20 protein-coding genes are annotated in these 23,409 nt (G+C 47.7%); 7 read left to right on the forward strand and 13 right to left on the reverse strand.

The features are described 5' to 3' along the window. Window positions 1-11: 11 nt before the first annotated feature. A complete protein-coding gene (locus tag ASG02_RS10185) occupies window positions 12-1,073 on the reverse strand; it encodes an acyltransferase family protein (protein WP_035410164.1) in 1,062 nt (353 codons plus the stop codon). 42 nt (window positions 1,074-1,115) lie between these two features. Here ASG02_RS10185 and ASG02_RS10190 point away from each other — a divergent pair, with 42 nt between their 5' ends. Further along, complete coding sequence (locus ASG02_RS10190; RefSeq protein ID WP_056063111.1) at window positions 1,116-1,856, forward strand: SGNH/GDSL hydrolase family protein; 741 nt, start codon at window positions 1,116-1,118, stop codon at window positions 1,854-1,856. Between the two features lie 344 nt (window positions 1,857-2,200). After that, a complete protein-coding gene (locus ASG02_RS10195) occupies window positions 2,201-2,668 on the forward strand; it encodes a hypothetical protein (protein WP_035410169.1) in 468 nt (155 codons plus the stop codon). A 59-nt stretch (window positions 2,669-2,727) separates the two neighbouring features. Here ASG02_RS10195 and ASG02_RS10200 read toward each other — a convergent pair whose 3' ends face one another. After that, on the reverse strand, window positions 2,728-3,324 hold the full coding sequence (locus ASG02_RS10200) for an alpha/beta hydrolase (protein ID WP_056063115.1): 597 nt from the start codon (window positions 3,322-3,324) through the stop codon (window positions 2,728-2,730). After that, window positions 3,321-4,259, reverse strand: a complete 939-nt coding sequence (locus ASG02_RS10205) for a VOC family protein (RefSeq protein WP_056063119.1) — start codon at window positions 4,257-4,259, stop codon at window positions 3,321-3,323. The genes ASG02_RS10200 and ASG02_RS10205 overlap by 4 nt, the downstream gene beginning before the upstream one ends. 179 nt (window positions 4,260-4,438) lie before the next feature. On the opposite strand from ASG02_RS10205, the gene ASG02_RS10210 reads away from it, so the two are divergent. The 3 genes from ASG02_RS10210 (at window position 4,439) to ASG02_RS10220 (ending at window position 7,019) form a co-directional block, all read left to right on the forward strand. Next, window positions 4,439-5,332, forward strand: coding sequence for an ABC transporter ATP-binding protein (locus ASG02_RS10210; protein ID WP_035410178.1), 894 nt, complete (start codon window positions 4,439-4,441; stop codon window positions 5,330-5,332). Further along, the gene (locus tag ASG02_RS10215; protein WP_056063122.1) at window positions 5,322-6,521 is read left to right on the forward strand and encodes an ABC transporter permease; all 1,200 of its coding nucleotides are present in this window, start codon (window positions 5,322-5,324) and stop codon (window positions 6,519-6,521) included. The genes ASG02_RS10210 and ASG02_RS10215 overlap by 11 nt, the downstream gene beginning before the upstream one ends. 66 nt (window positions 6,522-6,587) lie before the next feature. Further along, on the forward strand, window positions 6,588-7,019 hold the full coding sequence (locus ASG02_RS10220; protein ID WP_035410184.1) for a hypothetical protein: 432 nt from the start codon (window positions 6,588-6,590) through the stop codon (window positions 7,017-7,019). A gap of 47 nt (window positions 7,020-7,066) precedes the next feature. Here the strand turns inward: ASG02_RS10220 and ASG02_RS10225 are convergent, their stop codons facing one another. The 8 genes from ASG02_RS10225 to ASG02_RS10260 form a co-directional block, all read right to left on the reverse strand. Continuing rightward, entirely contained in the window at window positions 7,067-7,696 is a 630-nt protein-coding gene (locus tag ASG02_RS10225; RefSeq protein WP_056063125.1) for a helix-turn-helix domain-containing protein, read from the reverse strand. A gap of 30 nt (window positions 7,697-7,726) precedes the next feature. Then, a complete protein-coding gene (locus ASG02_RS10230; protein WP_056063129.1) occupies window positions 7,727-9,658 on the reverse strand; it encodes an FtsX-like permease family protein in 1,932 nt (643 codons plus the stop codon). Then, window positions 9,624-10,388 (reverse strand): ABC transporter ATP-binding protein, encoded by a 765-nt coding sequence (locus ASG02_RS10235; protein WP_035410192.1) that lies wholly within the window; start codon window positions 10,386-10,388, stop codon window positions 9,624-9,626. The genes ASG02_RS10230 and ASG02_RS10235 overlap by 35 nt, the downstream gene beginning before the upstream one ends. Next, window positions 10,381-11,373 carry a HAMP domain-containing sensor histidine kinase gene (locus tag ASG02_RS10240; RefSeq protein ID WP_035410195.1) on the reverse strand — a complete coding sequence of 331 codons (993 nt, stop codon included), beginning with the start codon at window positions 11,371-11,373 and terminating at the stop codon, window positions 10,381-10,383. Before ASG02_RS10240 ends, ASG02_RS10235 begins: the two co-directional genes overlap by 8 nt. Continuing rightward, window positions 11,370-12,056 (reverse strand): response regulator transcription factor, encoded by a 687-nt coding sequence (locus ASG02_RS10245; RefSeq protein WP_035410198.1) that lies wholly within the window; start codon window positions 12,054-12,056, stop codon window positions 11,370-11,372. Before ASG02_RS10245 ends, ASG02_RS10240 begins: the two co-directional genes overlap by 4 nt. Window positions 12,057-12,150: 94 nt before the next feature. Next, entirely contained in the window at window positions 12,151-14,070 is a 1,920-nt protein-coding gene (locus ASG02_RS10250; protein WP_056063131.1) for an ABC transporter permease, read from the reverse strand. After that, complete coding sequence (locus tag ASG02_RS10255) at window positions 14,057-14,818, reverse strand: ABC transporter ATP-binding protein (RefSeq protein ID WP_035410204.1); 762 nt, start codon at window positions 14,816-14,818, stop codon at window positions 14,057-14,059. Before ASG02_RS10255 ends, ASG02_RS10250 begins: the two co-directional genes overlap by 14 nt. 157 nt (window positions 14,819-14,975) lie before the next feature. Then, the gene (locus tag ASG02_RS10260; protein ID WP_035410206.1) at window positions 14,976-15,479 is read right to left on the reverse strand and encodes a PTS glucose transporter subunit IIA; all 504 of its coding nucleotides are present in this window, start codon (window positions 15,477-15,479) and stop codon (window positions 14,976-14,978) included. A 178-nt stretch (window positions 15,480-15,657) separates the two neighbouring features. Between ASG02_RS10260 and ASG02_RS10265 the strand changes: the two genes are divergently transcribed. Then, window positions 15,658-17,361: a M3 family oligoendopeptidase gene (locus ASG02_RS10265; RefSeq protein ID WP_035410863.1), complete on the forward strand. Its 1,704-nt coding sequence runs from the start codon at window positions 15,658-15,660 to the stop codon at window positions 17,359-17,361. Between the two features lie 290 nt (window positions 17,362-17,651). Here the strand turns inward: ASG02_RS10265 and ASG02_RS10270 are convergent, their stop codons facing one another. Continuing rightward, on the reverse strand, window positions 17,652-20,438 hold the full coding sequence (locus tag ASG02_RS10270) for a bifunctional diguanylate cyclase/phosphodiesterase (protein ID WP_056063135.1): 2,787 nt from the start codon (window positions 20,436-20,438) through the stop codon (window positions 17,652-17,654). 138 nt (window positions 20,439-20,576) lie between these two features. After that, on the reverse strand, window positions 20,577-20,999 hold the full coding sequence (locus ASG02_RS10275; RefSeq protein WP_035410212.1) for a CBS domain-containing protein: 423 nt from the start codon (window positions 20,997-20,999) through the stop codon (window positions 20,577-20,579). Window positions 21,000-21,170: 171 nt separating this feature from the next. On the opposite strand from ASG02_RS10275, the gene ASG02_RS10280 reads away from it, so the two are divergent. Beyond that, entirely contained in the window at window positions 21,171-23,378 is a 2,208-nt protein-coding gene (locus ASG02_RS10280) for a methyl-accepting chemotaxis protein (protein WP_056063139.1), read from the forward strand. Window positions 23,379-23,409 lie beyond the last annotated feature (31 nt).

The raw sequence follows: 23,409 nt of genomic DNA on the forward strand, positions 1-23,409 counted from the left end.
TGCATTCCGCTTTATTTTGAAAGGTCTTCCCGCTTCTCGACGATCGGACGAATGTCGATCTCAATCAAAGGACGGAGGACACGGACGACGAGCGGGTGTATGATGATGCCAACGATTAGTAAGGCGACGCCAATCATGATCAGTAAGGCAAGCCATGCTTGCGGAACGAACGCATCCGTTACGTATTGGCGCCACGCCATGACGAAGAAGACGTGAAGCAAGTAGACATAGAGACTGAGTTCCCCTGCTCGCGTGATGAGCGGCAAACGACGCATTGGAATTAACATCATGAAACCGAGCGAAGCCGCAATCGATAAGAGGTAGATGACGCTATGCTTGAGTACACCAACCCACGCGTCACTATCATATTGTTCGACATATGGGAAACGATGCTTGAACGCATTTGCAAAGTCGACGATCTCTTTCGGCGTATCACGCCACGCTTCGAATAACAGGAAGCCCATGACGGCTGCGAACGTGATACCACCAATCAAACGGACGTTCATCCGTCGCTTGAAATTCTTCGGCATCTCGAAAATCCGGATGAACTCGTGCTCCGATAGATAGTTCCCGAGTAAGAAATACGGATAGAACATGATCAACTTGCGAAGTGCTAAGAAACCCGTGTTCTCAAGCTCGAACCCATATAACAAAGCGAACGCGAGACCAAACCAGACATATCCTCGCAAGCGGACGACATACGGCGTTACGATATACCAGACGACCATAACGAACAAATACCAAAGTGCCCAGTACGGACGTAGTAGATGTGTCCCGATATTTTCTCCGGACAACAGTGGTAGTCCTTCTCCAAGTGTCGCCCAAGAACCAATTAAAATTTGCCAGACACAGTAGACGGCAAATAATTGGATGACACGTAAGTATTTATTTTCGCGGAAGAAATAACCGCTTAAGATAATGAATAATGGCATATGAAACGAGTAAATTAATAGATAGACCGTCTCGAGCAACTTTCCGTCATAATCAAACCGTAAATCCGTCAGCATGTGACCGATGACGACGAAAATGACAAGAAAACCTTTGATATTATCAAACCAAGGATTCCGATTCATGTTACACTACCCCTTATACTCCCTCGAAAGGAACGAATGTTTATGAAAAAGACACTCCTGATTCTATCCATCGTCTTGAACGTCGTTCTCCTTGCATTGTTACTGGGACGTAAACCGCTCGAAACCTTCGGAAGCGTCTTACCTGCAACGAGTACGACTCCAGTCACGACATTCCAATACGATAAGAACCCGAACTATGTCCGTTTGAATAGTCTATTCCATACTTATCAATACCCAAAATCAGCGAACGCTGTCATGTTAGGTGACTCGATGACGAATTTTGCCGATTGGCGCATCTTGATGGAGGATCCGACAATCATTAATTTCGGGATTCCTGGCGATACGACAGAAGGCTTTTTGACTCGCCTCGACTTGATTCTCGAGATGAAACCAAAACGCGTCTTCTTGATGGGTGGCATCAATGACATCCGTCACTATACGCCGATTCCACAAATTACCGAGAACATGACGACGATCGTGACGACACTTCGAAAAAATAACATCGACGTCGTCCTCCAGTCAACCGTTCCTGTGGCTCCAAAATATTCGGACTCTGTCCGAATCAATCGTGATGTCGAAGCGTTGAACCGGAACTTACAAAATCTCGCTCAATCGCTTAAAATCCCATTCGTCGACTTGAGACCTGTCTTGACGAACAAACAAGGTTATCTTCAGAATCGCTTGACGTATGATGGATTACACCTTGTCGGTGGGGGTTACCTGCGCTGGAGTGATGCCTTAAAACCTTATGCGTTGCAAGCAAACATAACAGCAAACAAATAAGCGATGGCGCATTAAAAAAACGGCGCATCCCGACAATCGGGATGCGCCGTTTTTCGATTCTTAGTCTTCTTGGTTTTTAACACCCATATAAGCTGCAACGCTTGATGCTGAGAAAACAGCAACAGCAACGATTCCGACAGCGATCCAGATAACCTGATCCATCATTTCTTCATATCCCCCTTTATGTAACCGCTCACTTCTACATTTAGCGTACACGAATTTCGTCAAGAAAGAAACACATTTTCCATGTCTAATGACTAGACGATTCGGGAAAAAGTAACTATAGTAGAAGGACAACTATAAATTGTCAGAAAATTCGATTATTTAACAAGGAGGTGTTTCTGATGGCCACTTCATTGCTTACGCCGAAAGTGACGTTACGACATCGAAGTACTCTCAACTTTGGATATTGGCTTGTCATCGGATGCATAGGATGGGTGATGCTTGCCCTCGTCACGAATGTTGGTACCGTTCTTGGTCGTCTTCCCTTATATGAAAGCATTCCCCTCGCGATCCTTGTACTTGGGCTCACAGGTATCGTACTAAAAATGGCGCGTGACGAGTGGTGGATTCATTATCTTGAACGTCAGACCCAGTATTATATCGGACATGAGACCGTGACCAGTTGGTGCACGACGATCGATAGCATGTGGCTGATCCGTAAGACGATGCGTCGTGAACTTCGCCTACTTTACCGGCAGCTCGCTCAGACGAAGGCATCGGAAGAAGTGAAACAGATCCTTGCCCTTCAGCTTGTCGAGCGTGGCGTGCTCATCGTCTACTCCCGTCCAAAAAGTGATCATCCCGCTTGAAGCGAAAAGAGGACTGTCCCATTACCTTCTAGAAGAGAAGCAGATGGGACAGTCCTTTTTTAGTGTTTTAACCAATCGGTTGCTGCTTCGATCGTCGGCATGACAAGTTGGTGTCCGTAGTTCGACCATGTGACATCGACTGATGCACCAGCCTCCTTCAAGAGTGCTGACAACTCTTCCGTTTCCTGAGCGGGACAGATTGGATCATTACTACCGGCGCCGATGAACACACGAACGTTTGATAAGTCCGGTAACGTCACACCGCGACGTGGTACCATCGGATGCAGTAAGATGGCTTGTTTAAATAGCGCTTCTTCAAACAACATGTTCGCTGCGATGTTGGCTCCGTTCGAATAACCGACCGGAATCAGGCGATCGAGTGCGAAGTCACGTTCCGCTGCTTGTTCCTGTAAAAATTGAATCAATCGTGCTGTCCGTAAAGCGAGATCTTCTTCATCGAAGACGCCTTCTGCGAGCCGTTTGAAGAAACGTGGCATCCCGCTTTCCGAGACTTCTCCACGGACGGACAAGTAACCGGCTTCCGGATCAAGCAGCGAAACGAGTCCAATGAGGTCTTGTTCCGTTCCGCCTGTGCCGTGTAAGAGTAAAAAGATCGGTGCATCCATTGTTTTTGGCGCTTGATATAAATGAATCATATGAGTCTCCCCTTCGGTACTGTAATAGGTGTTACGTGATTCGTGATCGCGGTGCGGTGCGCTTCAAATTGTTCCGGCAACTTCAAGTCTTCTCCAAGCATCTCGAAGTCTTCATCGATCGCGAACCCTGGATTGTCAGTTGCGATTTCATGGAGGATGCGTCCACGGTCATGGAAATAGATCGACGTAAAGTAATTGCGATCTTTTACTTCAGTCGTCAGCAAACCGAACGCGTTGATCGCCTTCATCCAGTCGAGTTGTTCCTCTTGATCGGTTGCGCGCCAGGCGATGTGGTGAACGGTTCCCGTACCCGGACGACCAACCGGCATCTGACCATGGACGACATCAATGACATTTCCAAACTCCCCTTCCGCAATGTACCGGTCAACGGTCTCCGTCCGTTTACTGAGGGTGAGCCCCAATGTATCGGTCAGTAATTTGGCTGTGTCTGATGGATCTCGCGACAGTAATGTCGCTCCCGCAAATCCTTTGATGGCGACGTCACGCGTGATACCGTCGATTTCATAGCGACTGTCTCGTCCCGCCTTGCGTTCGACGAGCTCGATTTGAAGACCATGTGGATCTTCGAACGCGATCTGTTGCTCTCCGAAACGAACTGTTTCTTCAAACGAGACGTTCTTTTGCGTCAGCCGTGCTTTCCAGAAATCCGATGCACCGACCGGAATCGCGTAAGCTGTCGTTCCGACCTGTCCGGCACCGACCTGTCCTCTCGCCATGCCTTTAAATGGGAAGAACGTGATGATCGTTCCGGGTGCACCAGACTCGTTTCCAAAGTAAAAATGGTACGTCCCTGGATCATCGAAGTTGACCGTTTTTTTGACGAACCGTAGTCCGAGAATCGTCCCGTAAAAATCAAGATTTTCTTGAGGATCGCCGACCATTGCTGAGATGTGATGGATACCTTGCGTTTTCATAGAATAGGTCCCTCCTTCAATCGTCACTGTTAACACAATAATAGTAACTAATGAACAAAAAGTAAACTAATTAGACTTGTTTCCATTTTCCCTGGAACCTTTACCCAATTTTGACCGTAGGACACTATGTAACAATGGTACACTTGTCGTGCAACAGACATCTTTATGAGGAGGTTCTTATGTTAGAAATCAAACACATCACGAAGCGTTTCGGCGATTTCACTGCCGTTGATGCGTTGACGATCGAAGTGCCACGCGGACAAATCTTTGGTTTGCTTGGTGCGAACGGTGCCGGTAAGACAACGACGTTCCGGATGCTACTCGGTCTACTCCAACCGACCGAAGGTTCGATCACATGGAATGGAGAGCGCATTCCGACTTCAAAGATTGGATATCTTCCGGAAGAACGCGGATTGTATCCGAAAGTCCGAGTCGACGAACAACTCTTATTTCTTGCTGAACTCCGCGATATGAAACGGAAGGATGCAAAACGAGCACTGACCGAATGGCTCGAGTATTTCCAAATTCCTCAATATGAAAAAATGCGTGTCGAACAACTCTCAAAAGGAAACCAACAAAAAATCCAGTTGATCTCCGCCGTCCTACATAAACCTGAACTGCTGATTTTAGATGAACCATTTAGCGGACTCGATCCGGTCAATGCGGAACAATTAAAACGTGCCGTTAAAAAATTGACCGTCGATGGAACGACGATCGTCTTCTCAAGTCACCGAATGGATCATGTTGAAGAACTCTGCGAGCATGTTGCGATTCTCGATCATGGTAAGCCCGTCGTCGCTGGTTATCTTCCTGATATCAAGGCGAGCTATGGGAAGACCCGTGTCCTTTTGACGACGGATGCCCCACCACTCTTATGGGATAGCTTACCGGGTGTCCTTCAAGTTGAGTCGGACAATAATGGGCATGTCGTCCAAGTTTCTTCAAAAGAAACCGCTGACCAACTTCTCCAACATATTGTCAGTGAAGGACATCATGTTGATCGTTTCGTCTGGGATCAATTATCCTTGCAGGATATCTTCATCGAGGAGGTCGGAAAACGTTATGAACCGTAAATTCCTGACTTTATATCGCTTCAATTTATTACAGAAACTACGTGCCAAAAGCTTTTTAATCTCAACTGTTCTGATGGTCCTGTTTCTCGTAGGCTTTGGCAATATCGAACGGATTCTCGACTGGTTCTCGGGTGACGATCCGAAAGTCGCCCTCGTCAGTGAATTATCGACAGACCTTCGCCCTGCCTTGAAAAAGGCTGGTGTCACCTCAGACATCACACCGAAGGAGTATACGGTCGCAGAAGCACGTAAAGCGGTCGATCGAGGCACGTTTGACGTCGTAGCGATTGTCCAAGATTCTTATGACGTGACGCTCGTTAGTGCTAGTCCTGAATCCGAGTTACAGACACAAGTCGCGACGGTCGTCAAACAAGTCCGTGATCAAGCGGTCATCACGGATGCGAAGATTGACCCGAACGTTCTTGCGTCACTCGCTAAACCCGTTCCCGTCAAACAAGAGTTGACGTCGACAGGTGGAAAAAGTGAAGACGAACTCTTTGCCGCATCCGCGCTCGTCTATGTATTGCTGTTTTTGATGTACTTCACGATCGCGATCTACGGTGGAATGATCGTCACGGAAATCGCGAATGAAAAATCATCACGGGTCATGGAGTTGCTGATCTCTGCGGCGAGTCCGATCCAGCACATGCTCGCGAAGATTCTTTCAATCGCTACCGTCAGTCTCGTACAATTGTCGATTCTCGTCGGTGTCGGCTACTACAGTGCTCAAAGTAGCAGTTTATTTGATCAGTTATCACTCGATTCCTTAAGTGCCCGAACAATCATTTATCTGTTCGTCTTCTTCTTGCTTGGATACTTCCTATATGCCACGTTACTTGCAGCACTCGGTTCGCTCGTCAGTCGGGTCGAGGATGCGCAGCAAGTGACGTTACCGGTCATCTTGTTAATCGTTGCTGCCTTCATGATTTCAATGTTCAGTCTGAACGCACCAACGAATCAAGCCGTCGTCGTCTTGTCATTCGTTCCGTTCTTTACACCGATGGTCATGTTCTTGCGTGTCATGTTGACCGATGTACCGCTATGGCAAGTTTCGATTTCCCTCATTTTAATGCTGATCAGCATTTCGCTCGCCTTATTTGTCGGAACGAAATTCTACCGTGGTGGTGTTCTGTTCTACGGATCGAATCCGCTTAAACAATTACGCCGGATCTTAAGCGGACGCCGGTAACAGTTTACAAGACGAATCGTTTCCGCTATCGTTAGGTGAGAAAAAGCCTTTAGGAGGAACTATGTTATGCGGTCTCGTTTTTGGGCAGCGATCCTTTTCACAGCTGCTGCCATGGTCTCGTCACTTGTCATGTTCACGAAATTCCCGCAAGCGAGTGCGACATGGGAACTCGTCATTGCCTACGGAGGCATGGCGTTCGTCTCTAGCCTCTTTTGCTGGTCCTTCGTCGCGGTGCGCCGCCAGTCTTCCCGTTTATACGGTAGCTGGGTTGGTGTCTTCATCGCCGGATTGACTGTCTTACTTGTCTGTCTCGCGCGATTCGTCTTGCGTGGTGATGTGATGATGATTTTCAAGTGGCAAGCGATGCTCGGTAGCTTAACTCTCAATTTCGGCTATGTCGGTTGGGTACTCGTCATTGCGAATGCGATCATCGGTTTCATCATCGGCCGGACACGTCAAAAGACGCGTCGTCCACGTCCGATGCCACAACGTCAATAAAAAAGTCGCTGTCTTCTGAACGTCAATCAGAAGATAGCGACTTTTTTTCATTTTCGGTGATAACGAGAGCGGCTTTTCCGGTCGCTATAATCCGCATAATAAGTCGAACTGGACAAAGAAATCCCGTCCGTCATACGATCGAGGTATTCATCCAGTTGCATCATCGATGGTAATTTATCCTCAAATAACTCATACGTCTCTTCAGCTTGATCGCGTTGCAACTCTCCTGCTTCCATGACGGCTTCGACGAGCTCATGAAAGATCCGTTGCTCAGTGGCACTCATCGTCTGCTCGATCCGTTTGACATCCTCATCATACATTAAATCAAACAGACGCATTCGCTCCTCGAGCTGTTCCTCGACCCACGTTCCGTCTTGTCCGAGCGTCTGTTCATAAGCAAGCTTCATCTCTTCGAGCGGTGTGTTCTGTTGCATGATGAACTTTAACGACTCTCCCGTCCAGATATGCCGTGCCAAATAACTGGCATCGATGTTCAAGACGTCCGCTAATGCTTCGATGTAGGGTTTAGTTGGATAGACTTCGCTGAGTTCCGTCCGACGGATGAAATACGGTGCGACACCGAGGCGGTCAGCCAATTGTTCGATCGTAATCCCGGCACGCTCTCGTAAGATACGGATCCGGTCACCGTAACCCCGATATGGTGAATGGTCTAGCATACGATTCCCTCCCTTGTTCCTATGGTATCATCATACCCTTGAATCCGGTGTCGGATACATCGAACTTTTGGATGAATTCCGGAACAGATGGCGTGGATAGCGTAACCAAATCGGTAGGACACTTAAAAAGTATCCGATCGTGACGATACTGATCCAAAATGCGGCTAAGTTGAGGAATGATCCGACCTGTAGTCCGGCTCGGGTCACGACGACTTGGAACAATAAGAAAGCATGAAAAACCGAGATCAGGTACGGAATGAGTAAGACCGCACCATACTTCATGAGCAAGTAACGGCGGATATTCCCGGAACCGAACCCTAACGCAAACAATGTCTTCATTCGTTTTTGTTCTTGTTCCGCTGTCATCTGCATCCACACATGCAGGAAACTTGCATTGATGACGAACAACCAGATTGTCAGGAGGATGACGACGAACGTGACGAGGCGCACGATCCGGATGCCGTCGATCTCATCCTCCGTCTCATTGATCAACTGATAAGGAACCGACTGTTTTTCATCTAGCTTTGCTGCAGACTGGATGTTGCGGACAATCTTCATCCACTGTTCCCAGTCCTTTGTTCCGTAATCATGATAGGCTGGCGTATCAAAGACGACGATTTGACGGACAGGTTGCTTCAGTGTTTGAAAGACGGCATCACTGACGACGAACATCGTCTCGATCCGGTAGTTGTAACCGAAGACTAAATCATGGGAAGCAGCGGGAAGCAATTCAAAGTCGGCTTTTTCCATCGCCTGTTTCGCTTTTTTCATCGTCGGCGTGTTCTCTTCCAGTTGTACTGGACGTGCCGGTACGAAGAAACTCTGTCGACCGGTCGCTGTCCGCTCCTGAAAATGCAGTTGACGCATCATCTTGTTGTACGCTGAAATCGGCAAGAGCACCCGTGTTCCATCTGCCTTCACTTGAATATCTTGCTGGTAGCGATCCGGGAACGCCTTGGTCATCGTCTGCTTGATATCCTTCAATCGTTTCGTCGGTTGAGCGGACTCTTCATAATAGACAAGACCGAATTGGTTTTGTGACGATAAATCGAGTCCGACCAATTGAAATAAGAAAACAAGACCGACTGCTGTCAGCGCACAAGACGTCAAAATCGTCCCGAGAGCAATCAACGTACTATTCGTCCGGAGTTGATTGGCGATTTCCGAGACGATCAGCTTCCGAAGCGACAGACGACGAGGACGGTATAATTGGGTCAACCACGGTAAGACATACCGGCAAATGAAGAACGATCCGATGAATATGACGAGGGGAAATACGATGTAAAATTCGTACATCCGAATGAATGCGAGCGTATACCCGTAGATCAGAGTCAACAAAGCAATGACTTGTATCAGAATCCAGATCCGTCGTCGAAACGGAGACCGTAATCGAACCGGTCGGTCGGGACGAAAGCGATAGATCGCGAGAACGGTTGCCGTCAGTAAGACGATGAGGGCACCACCAATCAAGGCGAGGATTGCATAAAATGATAACTCGAATTCAATCGGTGGCAAGAACATGACCTTAACGACAGAGAGTAATAACATCTTCGTCAAGACGTTTCCAAGCACTAGTCCTGCCGTAATCGCAAATCCACCGACGATCAAGACCTCAATCAAAAAATATTTTAAGAAATGCGACAGTCCACTGCCGAGTGTTCGCATCGTCCGCAAATCATTCTTACGGTGCTCAAGCATCGTGTACGTCGTCGAATAAATGAACAGGACACTAAAGAGTAAGATGATCAGCTCCGCGGTGAAGACGAAGAAAATCGTCAGCTCGATGACCTGGTTCAATTGACTCAATACCTTGGCAACATTTTGGAACGATCTATTCGTCAACAAGTTCCAATAACTCGTCACGATTGTCATCGCGATAATAATTGTCAAGGCGTAACCGTAGTACAACCGCTGATAGCGGCGGATGTTACGTAGGGCGTATTGCAGATAATTGATGCTCATCCCCTCCTAATAGCGATAATGATTCGATGACCCGTTGGAAAAAGATACGTCGTGGCTCATCACGGAATAATTCCGTCTGAATGCTGCCGTCTTTGAGAAACAAGACATGATTACAGTACGATGCGACTTGCGGATCATGCGTCACGATGACCATCGTCATCCCGGTCGCATTCAACTCGGCTAGGACGTCCATGACATGTTTCGTCGATTGGAAATCGAGTGCTCCGGTTGGTTCGTCCGCGAGTATCAGACGCGGGGTATGGATCAAGGCACGGCCGATTGCCGTTCGTTGTCGTTGTCCGCCACTCACCTCATCGACCTGTTTATCGAGCAGATCGTCAATCTGTAGACGACGTGCCAACTCTTCCATCTCTTCCCGCGCGAGCTTCGCCTTTTTCCCCGACAGCATCAACGGAACGAGCATGTTTTCACCGAGTGTCAACGAGTCGAGTAGATTGAATTCCTGAAAGATGATCCCGAGCGTCTCGCGCCGGAAACGTGTCATCTCTTTTCGCTTGAACGTCGCTGTATCGACGCCATCAATCAGAATCGATCCCCAGCTCGGTTCGTCAAGTGTCGCAAGCAAGTTGATCAGTGTTGATTTGCCGCTACCGGACGGTCCCATGACGGCAACCATCTCACCTTCCTCCACCCGAAAGTTCAAATCGGTCAACGGTTGCTCCGTCACCTTTCCGGGATAGACCTTCCCCAATTGTTTGACTTCAATCATGTGCGCGACCTCCTACTAATCGAATCCGGCATGTCGTGCCGACACCTTCTTCACTCTCGAGTTCGATCTCGTGCCCGAGCTTCAAGCAAACTTGTTGGACGAAATACAAGCCCATCCCGGTCGATTCCCCGTAGCGGCGCCCATTCTCACCCGTGAAGAACGCATTAAAGACACGCGGAACATCTCGTTTCGGAATTCCGACACCATCGTCTTGAATCGACAAGACGACCTGCCCCTTTGTCACCTCTGCCGTCAGAACGACTTCTCGACCATGCCCCGTTGTATACTTGATCGCGTTCGTCACGAGCTGTAAGACGAGGAAACGAAACCACTTTGCATCCGTATAGACATACACGTCCTCGGCGATGTCGAGTTTCGGGTAGACCTGGTTTTTGACGAACAATCGTTTTTCTTGATTGATGATGCTCGTCACGAGCGGCTTCAATACCAGTCGTTCCGCCTTCAAGTCTGTCTCGATTGCTTCTAAGCGTGACGAATAGAGCATCTGATCAAGTCCACTGCGTAACCGATCAACCTCTTGACGTAAATCCGCTTGATAGTGTTCCCCTGGATGTTCGAGAATCAGTTCGATGACAGATAATGGTGTCTTCATCTGATGAATCCATTGATCGACATACCGATGTCGTTCTTTTTCTTTTCGTCGCTCAGCAAACAGGCTATTGCGAAACAATGTCTGTTGCCGCTCTAAAAATTGTTCGACGGCAACGGAAATCGGTTCTTCGCTATCGCTACGAATCGGTTCTGCGACTGACTGGACCGGTTGTTGCATCCGTCGTAACAGCGGAAGCATGCTGAAGAAACGATAGCTGAGATAAATCAAGAGACCGATGCTGTTCAAGAGGACGATGTAAAAAAATGCTGCCGGACGATAGAGGTCGTAGAGCCATAAAATAGCGTATAAAATGAGCATCTGTCCGGTAAAGAAGATGGTACCCGGTATCACGTGCCGTAAAAAAAGCTTCATGGCTCAAGAACCAGTTTATAGCCGACACCTCGAACCGTCTCTAGACCAGCAACTCCGATTTCTGCAAGTCGTTTACGGACACGGGTGATATTTACGTTCAATGTATTCTCATCGACAAATGCTTCGTCATCCCAAATCCGTTCAAGTAAGTCACCCCGACTAACGATTCGTGGACTTGCCGTCAGCAACATCTCAAGGATCAGCCCTTCTTTTTTCGACAGCTCGATCGACTGTTCCCCGTACTCGACGATATAACGGTCTAAGTACAGTGTGACACCCTCTTTCGTCACCGTCCGCTCATCCGCCTCGTTCGACAACGTGCCATACGCCCGGCGAATCTGACTTTTAATCTTTGCGATGACGACCGCTCCTTGGAACGGTTTGACGATATAGTCATCAGCACCATATTCGAGTGCCATGACTTGATCCATCTCGCCGACACGTGCCGAGATAAAGAGAATCGGTGCCCGTGTCTTCATCCGTAATTGCCGACACCAATAGAAACCGTCGAACTTCGGTAAATTAACGTCTAATAAAATGACATCCGGATTCGTTTCCTCGTAGGTCGCGATGACATCCCCTCGGCCATCCTCGACGACGACCTTAAAATCATAACGTTCGAGTAGTTCCTTTAATAATGTCGCGATCTTCACATCATCTTCGACTAATAAAATCGTATGCATCGTTCACGTCAACTCCTTCTGTTTCTATCATAACGAACTCAAAAAGGACTGGAAACGATTATTCTGTTTCCAGTTCTGTGTATCCGTATTTAGTTCATCCCGTCACGATGCGGCGATAAGCCCGAACCGTGACGATATAGTAGATCAGATAGACGATCGTATAGCAAACAATCGCAAGTAATGTCGGACGGACGATATTGTAGTTCAACAGTTTCTGCAGGACTTGCATCGCAACTAGACTATGAACGAGTCCGAGGACATACGGTAAAGAGAAGACGAATCCGACGAGGCGACGGATGATACCCGTTTGTTCCTTTTCATCGACACCAATCTTTTGAATGATCGCAAACCGTTGTTTCGATTCTTCTGCTTCCGCGAGCATCTTAAAGTAGATGATTGAACCTGTCGCAAGCAAGAAGACGAGACCGAGGAAGCCGGCAGCAAACGCAAGCAAACCGGTCGTTGCCGTCGTCATCGTATAGACCGGATAGTACGCTGCCATCTCTGTATCCGCTTGTTTTCCATACAGTTGCGTTAATTGCTTTATCAGCCCATCGTCATGACGTTCATCCGAAAATTGATAATTCGTCAGCGTAAAACCTTTTTCCGGCATCTTTGCAAACGCATCGTCGTTTACGACGAGGGCAAGCCGCTGTTTCTCATAAAGTTGAGCGATCGGTAAATTCGTCGCAGCGGTGATGCGAAAGGACTCATGGACATCCTTGATTTTGACACCGACCGGCGATTTGACTTTCATCTTCAACAAATCGTTTCCTTTAAATGTTTCAAGGACGATTGCTTCGCCTCGTTTTGGTTCTTTAATGACCGTTTGACCGTTTGCTTTCGCAAGCTTCACGTAATCCGAGTAATTGACGTAACTAAATTGCCCTGGCTGATCTTCGTAAGCATAGGTTTGATAATAGCGTGTGAACGTCAGCGGGTTCGGAAGCTCAGTCATCTTGTGATCGACGTTCTTGACGTTGACCATCGTCCGGCTGTCGATCTTCTGGTCGGACTTTGCAATCAGCTGTTCCGCTTCCGCTTGTTTACTCGCAATCGACAGACTGTACGGGACTTGCTCCTCGACAGTCTGATCGATGAAGTAATAGATCGATGTCGCTGTACCGACTGTCGTCAATGTCACGGCAGTAATGACCGTGATCGTCGACAGCATGACAGCGTTCGATTTGATTCGTGACAGCAATTGTCCGTGCAGAATCAAATTCGTTCCTTTGAAATGTCGCGCTTGATTACTTAAGAGGCGTAATAAGAAGATCGTGAAGTAACTCATCGTTCCAAATGTCCCGAGGATCACACACAGCATCAAGAGCGGTGCGACAATCGTAAAGTGATCCATCAACGGTTGTCCCGTCAAATAGTAACCGATACCAATCAAAACGACCGAAAGCACGGCTAGGATCGGATGGACTTTCGGAAGGGATTCCGCTTGTTGCTCTGCCTTGAACAATTCAATCAATGTAAAACGATAGATCGTCCGGGCTGAACGTAAGGCAATGATCAGGAAGATCAAAAGGAAGACGCCGATCGTCTGCACGACGGAAGCTCCGCTGATCGTAAAGGTCGCATCGACTTGCATCGCCATGACGGAAGCCAGCAACTGTACGAAATATTTCGATGCGACTGTTCCGATCGCAATCCCGAGGATTAGACCAATCACTCCATACCCCATCGTCTCAAGGAAGATCAGTCGGGCGATCTGTCCCCGCTCTAAACCGAGCAACGCGTAGAGACCGATTTCCTGCTTACGGCGGCGTAAGAAGAAGTCACTTGAATACCAGATGAAGATAGCAGAGAAAAGCGCTAGAATAACACTCGCTCCAGTAAAGACCGTTCCTAATTTTCCGTACAATTCATTCGCCTGAAGCATCGCTTCGTTTGATCGAATCGCGAGGAACGTGTAGTAAATGAGAATCGCGAACGTGACCGCACCGAGGTACATCACGTTTTGACGGATGTTTTTTAGATTTTGAAACGCCAGTTTAGACAAACTCACGGACGGCACCTCCGAGTTCGCGTTGGACTTCCATAATCTGCTCGAAAAAATCCTTCTGTGAACCGAAGCGATGGACTTCCTTGAACAGCTCTCCATCCTTGACGAACAGAATTCGTTCTGCATAAGACGCCGTCATCGGGTCGTGTGTCACCATTAAAATCGTCGCGCCTTCGTCGTTTAGTGACTGCATCGCTTCAAGCAATCCTGTCGCTGACTTTGAATCAAGCGCACCGGTCGGTTCATCCGCTAAGATGAGTGACGGATCATGAATGATCGCACGGGCGGCAGCCGTCCGTTGTTTTTGTCCTCCCGATAGTTCGACCGGACGTTTATCGAGTAGGTCCTGGATACCGAGTTGATGTGCCACACGATCGACACGCTCTAAGATCATCTTTTTATCGACGTTCGCGAGTGAGAGCGGTAAGGCAATGTTTTCCCGGACCGTCATTGTATCGAGGAGATTGAAATCCTGGAAGATGAAGCCGAGTTGTTCCCGGCGGAAACGTGCCAATTGTTTTTCCTTCATCGCCGTCACGTCTGCTCCATTGATTAAAATCGATCCGTCCGTCGGCTGATCGATTGTCGACAGCAGATTAAGCAACGTCGATTTCCCGGCACCGGACGGTCCCATGATACTGACGAATTCCCCTTCATGGACACTGAGCGTCGTCGGACGTAGTGCTTCGTGGCGTGCCGTTTTCGTGTGATAGGTTTTTGTGATCTGTTCTGCTCGTAAGATTGCTTTCATCTGTAATGCCTCCTGTGTTTGATTCGTTACACTCAGTCTAGTCCTTCCATGCTTTTCTCAAAATGGACTTTACTTTCACTTCTCTTACAAAACGGTAAGACAAGGGAGGAGACATCAAAAAAGCCCCCATCCGTAAGGGATGGAGGCGTGTCGTATCTTATTTATGTGTTGCTTTGAAGAGCTCTGTGTCACCTGCGACAACAGAAGTTCCTTCAGCTGGTACAGCTGAAAGCGTGAATTGATCGTGATTTGTCACGATGATCGGTGTGATCGTCGATGGTGCGTTTGCACGGATGTACTCGAGATCGAACTCGACGAGGACGTCTCCTGCTTTGACTTTGTCACCTGACTGGACGTGAGCCGTGAAGCCTTCGCCTTTGAGGTTAACTGTATCAAGACCAACGTGGATCAAGAGTTCAAGACCATCTTCACCTTTTAGACCGATTGCGTGTTTTGTTGGGAAAATCGTTTCAACCGTTGCGTTGATCGGTGAAACAACTTTACCTTCTGTTGGCTCGATCGCGACACCGTCGCCCATCATTTTTTGAGAGAAAACTTGATCGGGTACGTTCTCGATGTTGACGATTTTACCTGTAAGTGCAGAAGCGATTTTCGTGTTTCCTGCGTCGTTACCACCAAACAATTTTTTTAAGAATCCCATGATACTATCCCTCTACTTTCTCGATCGTTTTTCTTCCGAATGGAAGTTTCGATTTTTTATAGGAGTAAGCTGTTAGACAGCTCGCTCACGTTCTCACAAAAAGCATACGTTTGTCCCTCTGGTTTTGCAAGTATTTTTGTGTGATAATAGTTAGAAATCAAAAGGAGGCGCTTACATGTTGCCATTTTCAGAAATTACATACGTCCGTCCTGATCTTGCTTTGCTTGAAACATCGATGAATCAAGCAATCGCTCGACTAACGGAAGCCACACAGGTAGATGAAGCAAACGCAGCCATCACTGAGATTAATACCCTCAGAAATCAATTTGAAACGGCAAGCCAGCTCGTCGAAATTCGTCATACGATTGATACACGTGATACGTTCTATGAGACGGAACAAGGGTTCTTTGATGAAGCAAGCGCGATCTATCAGGGATATGTCTCAAGCTATTATCAAGCGTTGACGACGCATCCGCTTCGCAATGAACTCGAACGGACGCAAGGCAAACAGTTATTCCTAATCGCGGAAGCGAGCCTAAAGACGTTTTCGGAAGAGATCATTCCAAAGCTTCAAGAAGAGAACCGTCTCTCAAGCGAATATACGAAACTGATGTCTTCTGCTCAAATCGAGTTTGACGGGAAGACGCTTAACTTATCGCAGTTCGGTCCTTACCTCCAATCACCAGACCGGGCTGTTCGTAAAGCAGCTTCAGAAGCCCGCTATGGCTACTTAAAAGAGCAAGGGGAAACGATCGATACAATTTACGATAAACTCGTCCGTATCCGGACAGACATCGCAAAGACACTCGGTTTCCCATCGTTCGTCGAACTCGGATACGCACGGATGCTTCGCGTCGATTACAATCAATCGATGGTTGAACAATATCGCGAACAGATCCTTGAAACGATCGTCCCGCTCGCGACACAACTTAAAGAACGCCAGCAACGACGCATCGGTGTCGATCACTTGTACTACTACGATGAAGGATTCGCCTTCAAGTCTGGGAACGCGACACCTAAAGGCGAAGAGTCATTCATCATCGAAGGCGGCAAAAAGATGTATGCGGAGATGTCACCGGAGACGAACGAGTTCTTCAACTACATGCTCGACCGGGAAGCACTCGATTTAACGGCGAAGCCTGGAAAAGCGGGCGGTGGGTATTGTACCTACATCGCAGACGAAAAACTCCCGTTCATCTTCTCAAACTTCAATGGAACGGCGGGCGACATCGATGTTCTGACACACGAAGTCGGACATGCGTTCCAAGTCTATGAGAGCCGTCACCTGACTGCTCCAGAAAGTGCCTTCCCGACGTATGAAGCGTGCGAGATACATTCGATGTCGATGGAGTTCTTCGCTTATCCGTGGATGGAAGAATTTTTCGGTGAAGAGACGGCGAAATACAAATTCAATCACCTCGCAGGAAGCGTCACGTTCCTTCCATACGGCGTTGCGATTGATGAGTTCCAGCACGTCATCTACAATCAACCGGAATTGACACCAGCTGAGCGTCGCGAAGCATGGCGGACGATCGAGAAGAAATATTTGCCGCATCGTGATTATGAAGCGAATGATTATCTCGATTCAGGTGCCTGGTGGCATCAGCAAGGGCACGTCTTCGGAAGTCCCTTCTACTACATCGATTACACGCTCGCTCAAGTCTGTGCCTTCCAGTTCTATGCTTGGATGGAACAGGACCGGGAAGCAGCTTGGACATCATATCTCGATCTCTGTCGTGCCGGTGGATCAGAAAGCTTCCTCACGCTCGTCGAGCGCGCTGGATTGAAGTCTCCGTTTGCACCAGGTACGGTCGAAGCAGCGGTCGCACCGGTCAAAGCGTATCTCGAACAAGCAGACGACCTCGTACTCGATCGCGTTTAATAATTATTTTCATCAATCTAAAGTTCACGCTTACAATGAACGTTTCTGTCATCCCCGCTTTCCACAGGCGGGTGATAAGACCCGGCACCTCGCATTTCATGTGGTCTGCCGGGTCTTATCTAGCCCTGAAGAAAACGAAAATCGTGCTTTCTTTTCCTGTAGGAGTCGAAGATGAACATTCACGTTCTCTATTTATCGAATGAAAAAAGGTGAGTTTCCAGTCCGGAAACTCACCTTTTTTCATTTTAAGACACATACATATTAAAATCATGAATCATAATAGACTAATTTCATTCAGATAGAAGCTTTTGATGGTACTTCACGTACCAGACTCGAAACTCGTCGGCTGGAATCGGTCTTGAATAATAGAATCCTTGCGCATACTCACAGTCAAGCACTCGCAAATGATCAGCTTGTTCAAGTTCTTCGATCCCTTCAGCGACGACGTCATACTTCAGCGTATGTGCGAGCTTGATGATCGTCTCGATGAGCGGTGCGTTCGAGCATGCATCCGGACCACTGATGAACGAACGGTCAATTTTCAGTCGCTGAATTGGCAAGCGACTCAAGTACGACAAGGAAGAATACCCCGTACCAAAGTCATCAATCGCAAGACGATACCCCATCTGATGCAACTTCTGTAACGCATCAAACACGCGTGTGTCTGAAAAGACACCGAATGATTCCGTAATTTCCAGTTCCATCCGTTGTTCGATTCCCGGATGAACTTCTCGGACATCAGTCAGATAATCGACGATCCGACCGGAGACGAGTTCTTTGACGGATAAGTTCGCTGAGACGCGTAGTACTCCGAGTTCCGTATCCTTCCACTCTTCGACTTGTCGGACCGTTTCGGCAACGACCCACATCCCGATCTCTTCAATCAACATGGATCGTTCGGCAATCGGAATGAAGATCGCCGGACTGATCATCCCCCGTTCAGGGTGGAACCAGCGCAGGAGCGCTTCACAACCATCGACCTGACCGGTCGCGAGATTGATTTGTGGTTGATAGAACAATTGTAGCTCGTTCTTTTCGATCGCGTCCCGCAGTTCTCCTTCGAGGACGACGGATTCGAGATACTCGGCACTCATCCAGGATTCGAACCAGACCGGTCCGCCTTCTGTCTGTTGCTTCGCATGCTGCATCGCGATATCAACCGAAGATAACAAGGACGTGACGGCTACTGCATCATCGGGGTACCGCACCATACTCATACTGATGCTGACATTGACATACTCTCCATCGATCTCATAGACGTGTTCGATGACTTGCTTCAATTTCTCGTAATCAACGATATCCTGTTGTGCAACCAACACGGCGAATTCGTCTCCCCCGATTCGTGCGGCTTGTCCCGTTCCGATGAAATGATGTTTGAGTCGATTGGCGAGATCTTTCAAAATCTGATCGCCTGCACCATGTCCGTAAATATCGTTGATCCGCCGGAATTGTCGAACGCTGATGGTGACGAGTTCTCCCGGCTGAGGTGCTTTCAACGCATCTGTCATCTTTTGTTCAAAGCCATTTCGGTTCAACAGTCCCGTCAACATGTCAAAGAGTGCGAGTTGTGTGATCCGTTCTTCGCGCCGGAACTGATCCGTTTCATCATGACAGGATAAGTAAAGTGCAACGCCTGTATCGTCTTCTTTGTTTGCGACATGGACGATGTTGACGAACATGTTTAAGATTTTTTCATCGAACAGCATCTTGCAACGAATCGTTTGACTATGGCCTTCCAATGATTGCTTCAACGCTCGCCGCATCCGATTCAAATCAGCCGGATGGATCAGTTCTTCGATCGTCCATCCCGCCGTCGCTTTCGTCAATTGTCGAAAGCGTTCGTTTCCGTTCACAATCGTATAGTCAGATGACATCGCAAGAATCGGATCTGTATTTTGTGAAAAGAGCGACTCGATTTCCGCTTTTTTCTGCTTGATTTCTTTTGTTTTCGCATCATTATGATCGAGCAACCCGGCGATGATGGCCGTCATCGTCCGAAACGCTTGGACGACAGGTTGAAAATCATTTCGCTCCGGTACGTCATAACCGGATTGCCGGCGGTCTTCTGCAAAGGTATTCGCTTCTCCTTTCAGTAAGGATAGATCTTGGCGAAAGGCGCGTAATAACGATAAGGTCAAAATCAACAGTCCAAGAATTAAGACACTGGTTACACCAAAGAGAAGCCAGGCATTGCGAATGATATGATGGCCTCGATCCTGCATTTCTTGTGCGACTTGGTTGAGTTCTTGATCGTACAGACGATACATACTCGATTCATATTCTTCCGCTTGTCCTGCCAAAGCAGCGTACGTCTCGACTTCTGGAGCACGCAATAGATCATCGAGCGTTTGTGTATAGGCAGCCATCTGTTCCCGCATTGTTGCGACATCTTGACGTCCCATATCGTCCTGAAGAGGAATCACATCATACAGTGATTTGATGAGTGATGCCTGGCGTATCGGTAAATCAATCCGCATCTGCTGAATCCGTAATCGATCAATCGAGCTCGGTTCTTCCTTTTGACGGGCATCTTTTAAGATTTCAGCTGATTTCCCAAGTTGTTCCTCCATCAGAATCAAATTGGAGAAGACATTATAATAAGACCCTGTCTCTTTGCTCAGTACGAGTTGATTGAAGATGATTTCACTCTTGAAATTCGTCATCGTCGTGAAGAAGCGATGGTTCGATTCATACCCTTGTCGTTGAAGCTTCTTGACTTCCGCCAAGACTTCTTCCCGTGCCGCCCCAGTCGCTTTCATGTTCGGTAGACGATCCGTTAGTTGTTCCAATGCACGATCGGACTGTCTGGACGCTTGTAGAACATCCGTGTCCTCATTCAATGATGAAAAATAATAGCGTGTCACTTCTTGTTCAGCATGATTAAATGGTGTCACTTCAGCAATCGTTTTTCCTGATGCTTTGAAGCGATAACCTTCTTCGAGTGTTTTCATCAAATGTTGACATGCGACGATCAATGCTAATAACCCGATGATCGCAATCATCCATGAGAACGTTTTATAGTAGGAGCGTCTTCGAAAAGCTTCTACGATGAAGACTGGTGATAAACGTCGCAACACATCGTCCTCCCTAAATTGTCATTATGTTTCTATATCGTCGTCTCATACCGTTTCCTGAAGTCGTTTTGGGTCAATAAAAAGCACGTCTTCCCACATTTCTGCGAAAATAAGTGCTTTTTTTACTGGTTTTATTCTTTTTTAATAACTGACGTTCTCACGCGCTACTTTTTTAGCAAAATAATCGATGATGTCACGTCGTCGGATAATCCCGATGAAATGTCTTCCGTCATCGATGACGGGTACGAAATTTTGATCCGTGATGACTTCAATCATCTCTTCCATTTGCGCTGTGATCGAGACCGGTTTATAACGGACGCGTTGTTTGATATCAGTTAAACGTGTCTGCAAGACATGGTCATAATCGGCATGCTCGAGATTTGCTTCGAGCGCCCACAAGACATCGCCTTCTGTCAGCGTTCCTGCGTATTTCCCTTTATTATCAACGAGTGGGACTGACGTAAAACGATGATGTTTCATCTTTTCTAGTGCTTGTCTGACCGTTGACTCAGGATCTAAATATTTCACCTCATCTTTAGGTAATAAGAAAAAAGCAATATTCATTTCTGTTCCTCCCTAGCCACTCTGTGACACCCTTTTCATTTTATCATGAACCCTGCTCCGATTCATTTCTCAAATGATGAAAATCTCTACATAATTCCTTCATATTTGGTCATACTATTCCGATATTCCAATTAGACAGAATTTAAAGACTATTTAGTTAGGAGAATACATATGCGCCTCCCGATCACGCGTCGTCTGTTCATCGGCCTTATTTTATTGCCCGCTCTCACTCTCGGTGCCTCGACCTGGTTTTCTTATGATCAGACGAGCCAAACCGTCGATCAGCTTGTAGACTCGACGTCACAAACCGCTTTGAAGCAACTCGAACAATCCTTTACACGAATCATTGATGATACGAAGAAGGATACGACCTTACTCGCAGGTCTTCCGTTCAACCGAGCGGACGGCGCTTTACCGAACTACACGGATCAAACGAAACAACCCGATCCGGCTACTCCTCCGACGCAAAAAGCGAGCGATATCTATAGCGTCCTAGAAAAGTATGGTTCGTCGAAAATCGAAAACTCCTTCATTCAGTATGCGGATACCGCTGGTGGTTATCTCAACTGGCCAAAACAAGCGGCAGCACCTGGATACGATCCACGCAAGGAAGACTGGTACAAACAAGCACTTGATAACTCTAGCACCGTCATCATGAGTGAACCGCATTATGATGCGGCAACGAAACTATCCATCATCGGCTTCTCAAAAGCAACACTAGATGCACAGGCGAATATCAAAGGTGTCTTATCCATCTATAAAAGTATCGATCGCCTAGCAGAAGACATGAAGCGGATTGAAATCGGACAAAAAGGATTCGTCTTCAGCTATACCCAAAACGGGAAGATTGTCACCCATCCGAATAAAAATTATTTCTTCAAAAACGTAACGCAGATGAAAGAAGACGGAAAACCTTACTTCTCTGCTCCTAAAGCAATGATGGAACAAGAGTCGGGTTCGACCATCATGGACGTCGCCGGTACAAAATCCGTCGTCATCTGGCAGACCTCGTCAAAAACAGGCTTTAAGTTAGCTGTCGTTCTTGACTATGCTTCCTTGTATGCACCGAAAGAAGAAATGCTCAGTCAATCGTTGATCAACTTTGTCGTCGCGATCGCCTTAGCCACGTTGATTGCTTGGTTGATTGGTCGATCAATCAATCGTCCTTTATCAACACTCCGTCAAGAAGCACTTGCCATCGCCTCTGGTGATTTAAGGGCGCCAAAGCGTCCGACACGTTTCATCCAAGACGAGTTGACGGATCTCACCGAGAACTTTGACGCGATGCGGGCTCGACTACGTCAAACGATTCTCGCTTTGACGACTTCAGCGACGACCGTCCGGGATGCGTCTGCCGAACTCTCCACGAATGCAACGCACGTCCAAACAGCTTCTCTGCAAATCGGACGAACGATGGAAGAGATCGCGGCGGCTGGTGAAACACAGACGAAACAAGCAGAGCGCTCGTCCCATGCCGTTCATGGCGTCAAGGAACGGTCGACGGCCATGCAACACGTCGCGTCAACGACATTATCGGAAGTCTCGACCGTCGCTTCCGCAGCCGTTCGCGGAAGTGATGTAACGAAACAGACGATCGCCGATTTACTTGATCATTCCGTCTCACTCGAACAGGAAATCCAAAATACGTCCGACTTCCTCGGTAAACGATCGGATGAGATTGCCAAAGTCCTTGGCACACTACAAGCAATCTCGAGTCAGACGAACTTGCTCGCCTTGAATGCCGCCATTGAAGCAGCACGCGTTGGCGAACAAGGGCGCGGATTCGCTGTCGTTGCGAGTGAAGTCCGAAAGCTTGCGGAAGAGAGTGACGCTTCTGCGAAGCAAATCAAACAACTCCTCGATCATATCCAAGACGAGACACAGACCGCGATGGGTGCGATGCACCATGTCATGGATGATTTGAAACGATCGCTTGATTCCGTCAAGACGACCGGTGACGATTTCGAGCAAATCGCGGGTTCCGTCCAACATGTCTCACGCCGGACAGAAGAACTGACCGGTGACATCCATGCGTTGACGCAAGCGACGGAAGAAGTCTCAGACGCCATGGGGACGATTCTCGCTTTGACGGAAGAGAATGCCGCAGGTCTTGAGACGAGTAGTGCGAGCATCCAAGAAACGAACGCAACACTCGAATCCGTGACGTCTGCCGCTACGCATCTTGCAAAGATTGCTGGTAATCTCCATCAACTGACGCTTGATTTCCAACTCGACGATACGAAAACATTGGTTCACGACTCCGTTGAAGAGGTCATACATTCGGAAGAATCCGTCTTGTATGAGGAAGCAGCTGTCGCATCACTTGACGAGGAACGACATGATTCGGATTTAAAGGTTCCTTCGTCTTCATCCGAATGATTTTTCAGCGAAGTCTTTTTTGAAAGGCTTC

Source organism: Exiguobacterium sp. Leaf196, assembly GCF_001423965.1.
Taxonomy (GTDB): Bacteria; Bacillota; Bacilli; order Exiguobacteriales; family Exiguobacteriaceae; genus Exiguobacterium_A.

What these genes read in the sequence shown, in the direction of transcription:
- ASG02_RS10185 (WP_035410164.1), bottom strand. Translation starts at nt 1,073, where the DNA reads ATGAATCGGAATCCTTGGTTTGATAATATCAAAGGTTTTCTTGTCATT.
- ASG02_RS10190 (WP_056063111.1), top strand. Translation starts at nt 1,116, where the DNA reads ATGAAAAAGACACTCCTGATTCTATCCATCGTCTTGAACGTCGTTCTC.
- ASG02_RS10195 (WP_035410169.1), top strand. Translation starts at nt 2,201, where the DNA reads ATGGCCACTTCATTGCTTACGCCGAAAGTGACGTTACGACATCGAAGT.
- ASG02_RS10200 (WP_056063115.1), bottom strand. Translation starts at nt 3,324, where the DNA reads ATGATTCATTTATATCAAGCGCCAAAAACAATGGATGCACCGATCTTT.
- ASG02_RS10205 (WP_056063119.1), bottom strand. Translation starts at nt 4,259, where the DNA reads ATGAAAACGCAAGGTATCCATCACATCTCAGCAATGGTCGGCGATCCT.
- ASG02_RS10210 (WP_035410178.1), top strand. Translation starts at nt 4,439, where the DNA reads ATGTTAGAAATCAAACACATCACGAAGCGTTTCGGCGATTTCACTGCC.
- ASG02_RS10215 (WP_056063122.1), top strand. Translation starts at nt 5,322, where the DNA reads ATGAACCGTAAATTCCTGACTTTATATCGCTTCAATTTATTACAGAAA.
- ASG02_RS10220 (WP_035410184.1), top strand. Translation starts at nt 6,588, where the DNA reads ATGCGGTCTCGTTTTTGGGCAGCGATCCTTTTCACAGCTGCTGCCATG.
- ASG02_RS10225 (WP_056063125.1), bottom strand. Translation starts at nt 7,696, where the DNA reads ATGCTAGACCATTCACCATATCGGGGTTACGGTGACCGGATCCGTATC.
- ASG02_RS10230 (WP_056063129.1), bottom strand. Translation starts at nt 9,658, where the DNA reads ATGAGCATCAATTATCTGCAATACGCCCTACGTAACATCCGCCGCTAT.
- ASG02_RS10235 (WP_035410192.1), bottom strand. Translation starts at nt 10,388, where the DNA reads ATGATTGAAGTCAAACAATTGGGGAAGGTCTATCCCGGAAAGGTGACG.
- ASG02_RS10240 (WP_035410195.1), bottom strand. Translation starts at nt 11,373, where the DNA reads ATGAAGCTTTTTTTACGGCACGTGATACCGGGTACCATCTTCTTTACC.
- ASG02_RS10245 (WP_035410198.1), bottom strand. Translation starts at nt 12,056, where the DNA reads ATGCATACGATTTTATTAGTCGAAGATGATGTGAAGATCGCGACATTA.
- ASG02_RS10255 (WP_035410204.1), bottom strand. Translation starts at nt 14,818, where the DNA reads ATGAAAGCAATCTTACGAGCAGAACAGATCACAAAAACCTATCACACG.
- ASG02_RS10260 (WP_035410206.1), bottom strand. Translation starts at nt 15,479, where the DNA reads ATGGGATTCTTAAAAAAATTGTTTGGTGGTAACGACGCAGGAAACACG.
- ASG02_RS10275 (WP_035410212.1), bottom strand. Translation starts at nt 20,999, where the DNA reads ATGAATATTGCTTTTTTCTTATTACCTAAAGATGAGGTGAAATATTTA.
- ASG02_RS10280 (WP_056063139.1), top strand. Translation starts at nt 21,171, where the DNA reads ATGCGCCTCCCGATCACGCGTCGTCTGTTCATCGGCCTTATTTTATTG.